Source organism: Monashia sp. HAY1-5C (assembly GCF_056755255.1).
On sequence record NZ_JBPGXG010000310.1, the window covers coordinates 1 to 301 of the forward strand.

The window sequence follows — 301 nt, forward strand, 5'->3', positions numbered from 1 at the left end:
ATGCTGAAGGGCGTGGAAAAACACACAGATTCCAAAGCAATGGTTTTCTGGGATACCAAGACAAAAGAAGTTTACCTCAACGCGGAAAGTCTTCCGAAAGCTCCTCAGGGAATGCAATATCAGCTGTGGGCCATCGCCGATGGTAAACCTGTAAGTGCAGGAATGTACTCCGAAGAAAAAGACAGCAAATTTGCGCTTGCCAATATTCCAAAAGCGCAGGCATTTGCCATAACGCTGGAAAAACAGGGAGGAAGCCCTGTACCGACAATGGAAAATATGTATGTGATGGGCGAAATATAAT

General features: G+C 45.2%; 1 protein-coding gene. It reads left to right on the forward strand.

Annotation, left to right across the window (positions count from 1 at the left end; translation table 11 throughout):
* Positions 1-300: anti-sigma factor (locus tag ACR9ZK_RS21800; RefSeq protein ID WP_481344045.1), on the forward strand; the 300-nt coding region annotated here is incomplete at its 5' end.
* Between the last annotated feature and the right edge of the window lies 1 nt (position 301).